This is a genomic window from Xanthomonas sp. 3075 (assembly GCF_014197275.1).
Classification (GTDB): domain Bacteria; phylum Pseudomonadota; class Gammaproteobacteria; order Xanthomonadales; family Xanthomonadaceae; genus Xanthomonas; species Xanthomonas campestris_B.
On record NZ_JACIFI010000033.1, the window covers coordinates 1 to 8,464 of the forward strand.

General features: G+C 67.6%; 1 protein-coding gene. It reads right to left on the reverse strand.

The features are described from left to right. A partial coding sequence (locus tag GGR62_RS19990) for a non-ribosomal peptide synthetase (protein ID WP_184409578.1) occupies positions 1 to 8,249 on the reverse strand: 8,249 nt, incomplete at its 3' end. Between the last annotated feature and the right edge of the window lie 215 nt (positions 8,250 to 8,464).

The following is an 8,464-nucleotide window of genomic DNA, read 5'->3' on the forward strand; positions in this document are numbered from 1 at the left end:
CCATCCTGCAACACCAGGTTGAGCACCGCGTCATGGGCCACGACCACGCCCTTGGGCTGGCCGGTGGAGCCGGAGGTGTACATCACGTAGGCCGCAGCCGTGGCGGGCACGCGTATCGCTGGCGGCGTTGTCACGTCATCGCCGTCGAGATCATCGATCGTCAGACACGCCACCTGTGCAGGTGCCAGCGCGCTGTCGGCGGCGTGGATCAGCACAGCGGCCTGCGCATCGGCGATCAGCGCGAGCAGGCGTTCGCTGGGGTGCGCCTCGTCCAGCGGCACATAGGCCGCCCCGCACTTGAGCACAGCCAGTTGCGCGACGATCAGGTCGATCGAGCGTGGTAGGGCGATCGCCACGCGCGCACCGGCACGCAAGCCCACGCCGAGCAAACGGTACGCAAGTCGGTTGGCCTGCGCATCGAGCGCGGCATAGCTGACGCAGCGTTGCTCCGACACCACCGCGATGGCGTCCGGCGTGCGCCGTGCCTGTGCCTGGAACAGGTGATGCAACGCCTGCTCGGGTATGGCGGCGAGCGCGCCGGTGCCGACGTCGGCCAGCAGCTGCTGCCGCTGTGGCGCATCCAGCCAAGGCAACTGCGAGACGCGGAGAGCGTCGTCGCGCGTCAGTGCCTGCAGCAGCTGCTCGAAGCCGCGCCACCAGCGTTGGATCGTGCTCGCATCGAACAGCGCGGTGGCATAGCCCAGCGTGCCGACGATGCAGGCATCGCGCTCTTCCAGGGTCAGGTCCAGATCGAACTTGAGCACGGCCAGCGCCTGCGGTACCGACTGCAGCTGCAGTCCGGGCAGATCGAGCTCGCTCTCGCTGGCGGTGGCGCTTTGCCAGGTGAACATGGCCTGGAACACCGGGTGATGGGCCAGGTTGCGTGCGGGGTTGAGCGCGGCGATGAGCTGCTCGAAGGGCAGGTCCTGATGCTGCTGGGCTGTCAATGCAGTGGCGCGCACCTGGGCAAGCAACTCGGCGACAGAAGGATCGGCACGCAGATCGATGCACAACGCCTGGGTATTGACGAACAGGCCGATCAGCGGCTCCAGTTCGCTGCGGGTGCGGTTGGCGACCGGGGTGCCGATGACCACCTGATCCTGGCCGGCCAGACGTGCCAGCAGCACGCCCCAGGCGGCGAGCAAGGTCATGAACACGGTGGTGCCGTGGCGCTGGCTCAGGGACTTCAGCGCCGCAGTCAGCTCGGCATCGAAGGCAAACCCCACCGCATCGCCGCGATGGTCCTGCTGCGGCGGACGCGGACGATCGGTGGGTAGCTCCAGCAGCGCTGGCGCGTCGTGCAAGTGCGCGACCCAGACCTCGCGCTGACGTTGCAGGACATCGCCGTCGATCCAGCGGCGCTGCCACACGGCGACGTCGGCGTACTGCAACTGCAGCGGCGGCAAGGGATCGGGCTGGCCTTGCGCGAAGGCGGCATAGAGCGTGCTCAGTTCGCGCACCAGCAACCCCATGGACCAGCCATCGCAGATCAGGTGATGCAGGGTGACGAGCAGCACATGGTCGTCGTCGGCCAGGTGCAGCAAGCGGCCGCGTACCAGGGTGTCGTGGTCCAGATCGAAGGGGGTGCCGGCTTCCTGGTCGGCCAGTGATCGGACCTGTGCGTCCGGATCGGGGTGAGTGCTGAGATCGTGTTCGGACAGCGGAAAACCAATGCTGTCGGCGTCGATGCGCTGTACCGGTTCGTCGTTGTGCAGGCCGATGCGGGTGCGCAAGGTCTCGTGGCGGGCGACGATGCGGTCCAGCGCCTGACGCAGGGCATGGCGATCCAACGTGCCGCGCAGACGCAGACCATTGGGCATCAGGTAGGCCAGCCCGGCCTGGGCATCGAGCCGGGCCAGGAACCACAGCCGCTGCTGGGCGAAGGACAGCGGCAACGGCGTGCTGCGATCGGCCGGCACGATGGCCGGCAGCGTGCTGGCCGCAGCGCTGACCACGCAGCGGGCCAGGGCATGCAGCTGCGGATGGTTGAACACATCCCCGATCTGAAGTTCCACGCCCAGAGAAGTGCGCACACGCGAGATCAGTTGCACTGCCAGCAACGAGTGGCCGCCCAGATCGAAGAAATCGTCGTCGCGCCGCAGCTGCGGCAGGCCGAGCAGTTCCTGCCACAACGCGGCCAATGCCTGTTCGACAGCGCCTTGTGGTTGCTGTGCTACGTCGATCGCCGCGTCGGTGGAGAGCGGCGGTATCGGCAAGGCATGCCGGTCGAGCTTGCCGTTGACGGTCAACGGCAATGCGTCCAGCGACAGATAGGTGGCCGGCAACATGTACTCCGGCAGCCTTGCTGCCAACTGGGCGCGTAGCGTCTCGGTGCTGAGGGGGCCTTCATTTCCGATCAGATAGGCGACAAGGCGTTTTTGGCCAGCGTCGTCGCGGGCGACGACCACCGCCTCGCTTATGCCCTCGCAAGCACGCAACGCCGCCTCGATCTCGCCCAGTTCGATGCGGAAGCCGCGGATCTTGACCTGAGTGTCGTTGCGACCCAGAAACTCCAGCACGCCATCGGCACGCTGGCGCGCCAGATCACCCGTGCGATACATGCGTTGCCCAGGTAGGGGCGCGAACGGATCGGGTACGAAGCGTTCGGCGGTCAGTGCCGGTCGGTCGTGGTAACCACGCGCCAGTTGCGCGCCAGCGATCCACAATTCGCCGACCGTATCGGTCGGAATTCGCTGCAGGGCGTCATTGAGCAGGTGGAAGCGCGTGCCGGCGATGGGGGCTCCGATGTGCGCGCATGCATTTGGGGCAATTTCACCGAAGCTGACGCCGCAGACGGTTTCGGTCGGGCCGTAGGCGTTGAGCCAGCGCACCGGCCCCTGGACGATGGCGTGCCATTGCCCAACAGCATGGGCCGATACGGCTTCGCCGCCGCTGACCACCAGGCGCAAGGCCTGCGGAAACGGTGCGTTCCCCGTTGCCATCTCGGCAACCCAGGTATGCCAGTAGGCGGTCGGCAGATTGAGCACGCTGATCTGCAGCGCATCGAGCGTCTGGCTGAATTCCGCCGCTGCCGGTAGCCGCGGAAACGGCGCCTGTACCAGGGTAGCTCCGTAGGCCAGGGTCACAAAGATCTCGTCGACCGCGATATCGAAGCTGAGCGAATTGCATTGCAGAACCCGGTCCTCGACTGTCAGCCCATAGATCCGCGCTGCCTCCAGCACGTAACGGTGCAGACCGGCATGCGTCACGGCCACACCCTTGGGCTGGCCGCTGGAGCCGGAGGTGTACATCAAGTAAGCCAGATGACCTGGCTGTAATGCCTCGATGGATGGATTGCTCGACGGGGTGTCGGACCACGCGACGGCATCCGCATCGATGCGCAGCAACGGCGTCGTGAGGGGCGAGGGTAGGCGTCCCCAGCCCACTGCATCGGCGATGAGCAAGTGCGGACAGCTGTCCGCGAGCATGAAGGTCAGGCGCTCCGGCGGATAGGCCGGGTCGAGCGGCACGTAAGCGCCGCCGGCCTTGAGCACTGCCAGGATCGCGACGATGGCGTCGACGCCACGTTCCATGCACAGCGCCACGCGCACGTCCGGTGCCACGCCGAGTGCGATCAGATGATGGGCCAAGCGGTTGGAGCGCAGGTTCAGGCCGGCATAGTCGAGGCTGGATGTTGCGTCCTGCACGGCGATCGCGTCGGGACGCTGTACGACCTGCCGTTCCAGCAGGCGGTGCACGGGCATTGCGTCGACGACGCCGCCAGCGGTGTCGTTGCACTGGCGTAGTTGCGCATGGTCAAAGGCGCTCAGCACTTGCAGGCGCGCGAGCGGTGTGTGTGCGTCGGCGGCCATCGCACGCAGCGTGGCGATGAACAGTGCGACATGACGTTCGATGCTGCCGCGCTCGAACAGCGCCGTCGCATAGGCCAGGCTGCCGACCAGCACATCGTCGCGCTCGGACATGGCGATTTCCAGGTCGAACTGCACGCTCTGCACCGGCAGCGCTACCGGCCGCAGCGTCAGGCCAGGCAGTTCAAGACGGCCTTCCGGCGCGTTCTGCCAGGCGAACATGACCTGGAACAGCGGGCTATACGCGGTACTGCGCACCGGCTTGAGCGCCTCGACGATCTGCTCGAAGGGCAGGTGCTGGTGCGCCTGCGCCGCGAGCGTGTTCGCCCGCACCTGGCTGAGCAAGCTGGCGGTATCGGGCGCCTGACGCAGGTCGATCTGCAAGGCCAGCGAATTGACGAACAGGCCGATCACCGGCTCGAGTTCGGCGCGATCGCGTCCGGCGATCGGGGTGCCGATCACCACCTGCTCCTGGCCGGACAAACGTGACAACAGCACCGCCCAACCAGCTAGCAAGGTCATGAAGAGCGTGGTGCCGTGGCGCTGGCTCAGGCCGCGCAGCGCGGCGGTGAGATCGGCGTCCACTACGATCTCGACTGTGCCACCGGTGTAGTCCTGCAGCGCAGGACGAGGGCGGTCGGTCGGCAGTTCCAGCCGCGGCGGGGCGTCGTGCAGGTGTCCAATCCAGAACTCGCGCTGGCGCTGCAGCAGCTCGCCGCTGATCCAGCGGCGTTGCCACACGGCGATGTCGGCGTAGTGCAGCGACAGGGGTGGCAGCGGATCGGGCTGCCCCTGGGCGAAAGCGGTGTAGAGGGTGCTCAGTTCGTGCACCAGCAGACCCATCGACCAACCATCGGAGATCAGATGGTGCAAGGTGACGAGCAGGACATGGTCGTCCTCGCCCAGGCGCAGCAGTTGGCCGCGTGCCAGGCGGTGACACGTGTCGAAGCGCGTCTGGATCTCCTGCGCGGCATGCAGCTGGGCCCGGGCTTCTGGATCGGCATCGGCGCTGAGGTCGTGCTCCGAGCACGGGAAGCCGACGCTGTCGGCGTCGATGATCTGCACTGGTTCGCCCTGGTGCAGCGCGATGCGGGTACGCAAGGTTTCGTGGCGGGCGACAAGGCGATCCAGTGCATGGCGCAGCGCCTGCCGATCCAGACGGCCGTGCAGGCGCAGACCGTTGGACATCAGGTAGGCGAGATCGGCGCGGGGATCGAGCTGCGCCAGGAACCACAGCCGTTGCTGGGCGAAGGACAGCGGCAGCGGGGCGGTGCGCGGGACCGGGACAATTGGTGGCAATGCCTGCGGCGCCGCGTTGGCCAGCACGCTCGCCAACGCCGCCACCCGAGGATGGGCGAAGACCTCGGCCAGCGCCAGCTCCACGCCCAGCCGCTCGCGCAGGCGCGAGATCAATTGCACCGCCAGCAGCGAGTGGCCGCCGAGGGCGAAGAAGTCGTCGTTGCGGCCGACCTGTTCGACGCCGAGCAGCTCGCTCCACAGCGTGGCCAGCACCTGTTCGAGGTCACCTTGCGGCGCGACATAGGTCTGCAGATCCAGCGCCTGCCCGTCAGGGGCGGGCAGCGCGGCGCGATCGAGCTTGCCGTTGGGTGTCAGCGGCAGCGCGTCCAACTGCACATAGGCGGCCGGCAGCATGTGGTCGGGCAGGCGCGCGGCGAGTTGGGTGCGCAGGGCTGCCAGATCCACGGCCGACGTGTCGCCGACCAGATAGGCGACCAGGCGTTTGTCGCCGCTGTCGTCGCGCGCGATGACCACCGCCTCGTGCACACCAGCGCAGGCGCGCAAGGCCGCTTCGATCTCGCCCGGCTCGATGCGGAAGCCGCGGATCTTGACCTGCACATCGTTGCGGCCGAGGAAATCCAGGTGGCCATCGGCCAGCCAGCGGGCCAGGTCGCCCGTGCGGTACATGCGCTCGCCAGGTTGCTTGGCGAACGGATCGGGGACGAAGCGTTCGGCGGTCAGGTCGGGGCGATGCAGATAGCCCTGCGCCAGCTGCGCACCGGCGATGTGCAGTTGACCGGCCACACCGATCGGCGTCGGTTGGCCGTGGCGATCGAGCACGTAGAGCCGGGTATTGGCCAGCGGCCGGCCGATCGGCACCCGCCGGCTTGCATCGGGCGCCTGCTGCAACGCCAGCGCGGTGACGAACTGGGTGCTCTCGGTGGGGCCATAGGTCTGCAGCACGGTGGCGGGGCCGCCTGCGGCGAACACCTGGGCCAGCGCGTGCGGATCGGCGACATCGCCGCCGGTGAGCAGCAGACGCAGTGCGCTCAATTGCGTAGCCAGCAGCGGCGCGTAGGCCCGCAGCACGCCAGCGACCAGGATCAGCACCGACAGGCGTTCGCGCTCCAGCAACGCGCCCAGCGCCTGTGGGTCGCGCATGACCGGCGAGGGAACCACCACCACCGTGGCGCCGTTGAGCAGACTGCCCCAGACCTCGAGCGTGGCCGAGTCGAAGGCCGGGTTGGAGGCGAAGGCGACGCGGTCGCCGGCCTGCAAGCGCGCCGGTCCGTCCTGCAGGACGAGGTTGAGCACGGCACCATGCGACACCGTCACGGCCTTGGGCACGCCGGTGGAGCCGGAGGTGTACATCACGTAGGCCGGGGTGAGCGGATGGGTGACCACGTGCTGCAGGGTCGCTGGCGCATCGAGCGCCAGCTGGTCCGGATCCAGGCAGCGCAGTTGCGGAACATCCAGCGGCGGCGTCTGCGCATGCACCAGGGCCAGCCGGGCACGGCAGTCGCGCAGCAACTGGCCGAGACGTTCGGCGGGCTGTTCGTGATCCATCGGCACATAGCAGGCGCCGCACCTGAGCACGGCCAGTTGCGCAATGACCAGGCTGGCCGAGCGCGGCAACAGCAGCGCCACCGGCTGGCCCGGCTGCAGTCCCTGCTGTTGCAGGTGGTCGGCCAGACAGGCGGCGCGGTTCCATACCTGCGCATAGCTGAGGTTGAGATCGCCATCGATCAGCGCAGTTGCCTGGGGAGCGCGCTGGACCTGGGCCAGCAGGCCCTGGGGCAGGGTCGTGACCGGCGGCAGCGGCGCTTCGGTGGCGTTGAAGCCTTGCAGCAGCTGATCGCGTTGCTGCTGCGGCAGCCAGGGCAACTGCGCCAGGCGGGGATTGGCGTCCGTAGCGATGGCCTGCAGCAGCTGCAGGAACTGCGCGACGTGGCGTTGCATGCTGTCGCCGTCGAACAGCGCGGTGGCATACCCCAGACGCCCGCCGAGCAGATCGCCGTGTTGCTGCATGGACAGGGCGAGATCGAATTCGGCGCTGTCCTGGCCGCTGCGCAGCGGTGCGACCTCCAGACCGGGCAAGCTCAGCGACTGGCCTTGCTGCATCGTATCCAGACCGAACATCACCTGGTAGATCGGGGTGTGACCGAGCGCGCGCGGCGGCTGCACGGCCTCAACGACTTGCTCGAACGGCAGGTCCTGATGGTCCTGCGCGCTCAACGCCACATCGCGCACCTGCTGCAGCCAGTCGCTCAACGTACCCTGCGCAGGCACCTGGAAGCGCAGCGCCACGGTGTTGACGAACAGGCCGATCAAGGGCTCGACCTCGCTGCGCGTGCGCCCGGCGACGGCGGTGCCGATGACCAGATCCGCTTCGCCGCTGAGCCGCGACAGCAGCAGCGCCCACGCCGCCAGCAGCACGCTGAACAACGAGCAGCGATGCGATCGGGCCAACGCCAGCAATCCCTGTGTCACCGGTTCCGGCAGCACGAACTCGACGCTGGCCCCGGCATAGTCCTGCAGCGCGGGGCGTGGATGATCCAGCGGCAGGGGCAGCAGCGTCGGCGCGCCGCTGAGCTGGGTCTTCCAGTAGCTGAGGTGCCGTTGCACCGCATCGCTGCCGAGTCGCTTGTGTTGCCAGATCGCATAATCGGCGTATTGCACCGGCAACGCCGGCAACGGATCCGGATGTCCGCACAGAAACGCGGCATACAGCGTGCCGAGCTCCTTGAGCAGCACGCCCATCGACCAGGCATCGGACACCAGATGGTGCATTGTCACCAGCAGCACGTGCTGCTGGTCGTCCAGACGCAGCAAATGCCCGCGGATCAATGGGCCGTGCGCGAGATCGAACGGCTGTACCGTCTCGTCGCGCACGCATGCGTCGATGCATGCGGTCGGCTGCGCGTGGCCGCGCAGATCCGTCCGCTGCAGGGGGAATCCGGCTTCTTCGAGAATGCGTTGCCTGACCTGGCCTTGCACCTCGACCAGGCAGGTGCGCAGCACTTCGTGGCGCTCCACGATCCGGTCCAGCGCGGCGCGCAAGGCAGCTTCGTCCAGGCGGCCGTGCAAGCGCAGTCCGCCCGCCAGGTGATAGGCGGTGCTGCCACGTGGGTCGAGCCTCGCCAGAAACCACAGGCGCTGTTGTGCGAACGAGGCAGGCAACGTCTTCAGAGGTCGATCCATTGAGAAACTCGGGACGCCTGCAATGGGAGTGGCCAGGGGATGCCGCCGGACACGCACGCGCAGGTCGTCTGCGCGGGGCATCCAAACGTGCACCGCAGGACGTCTTTTTCCCCGTTACTGAACCCTCACGCTTGACTCAACGTGACATCCACTTGCCTGATGCATGAGCATGCTGGGCAAGTGGATGCCGTGGATCCGCGGCGCGCCAGCTTTGT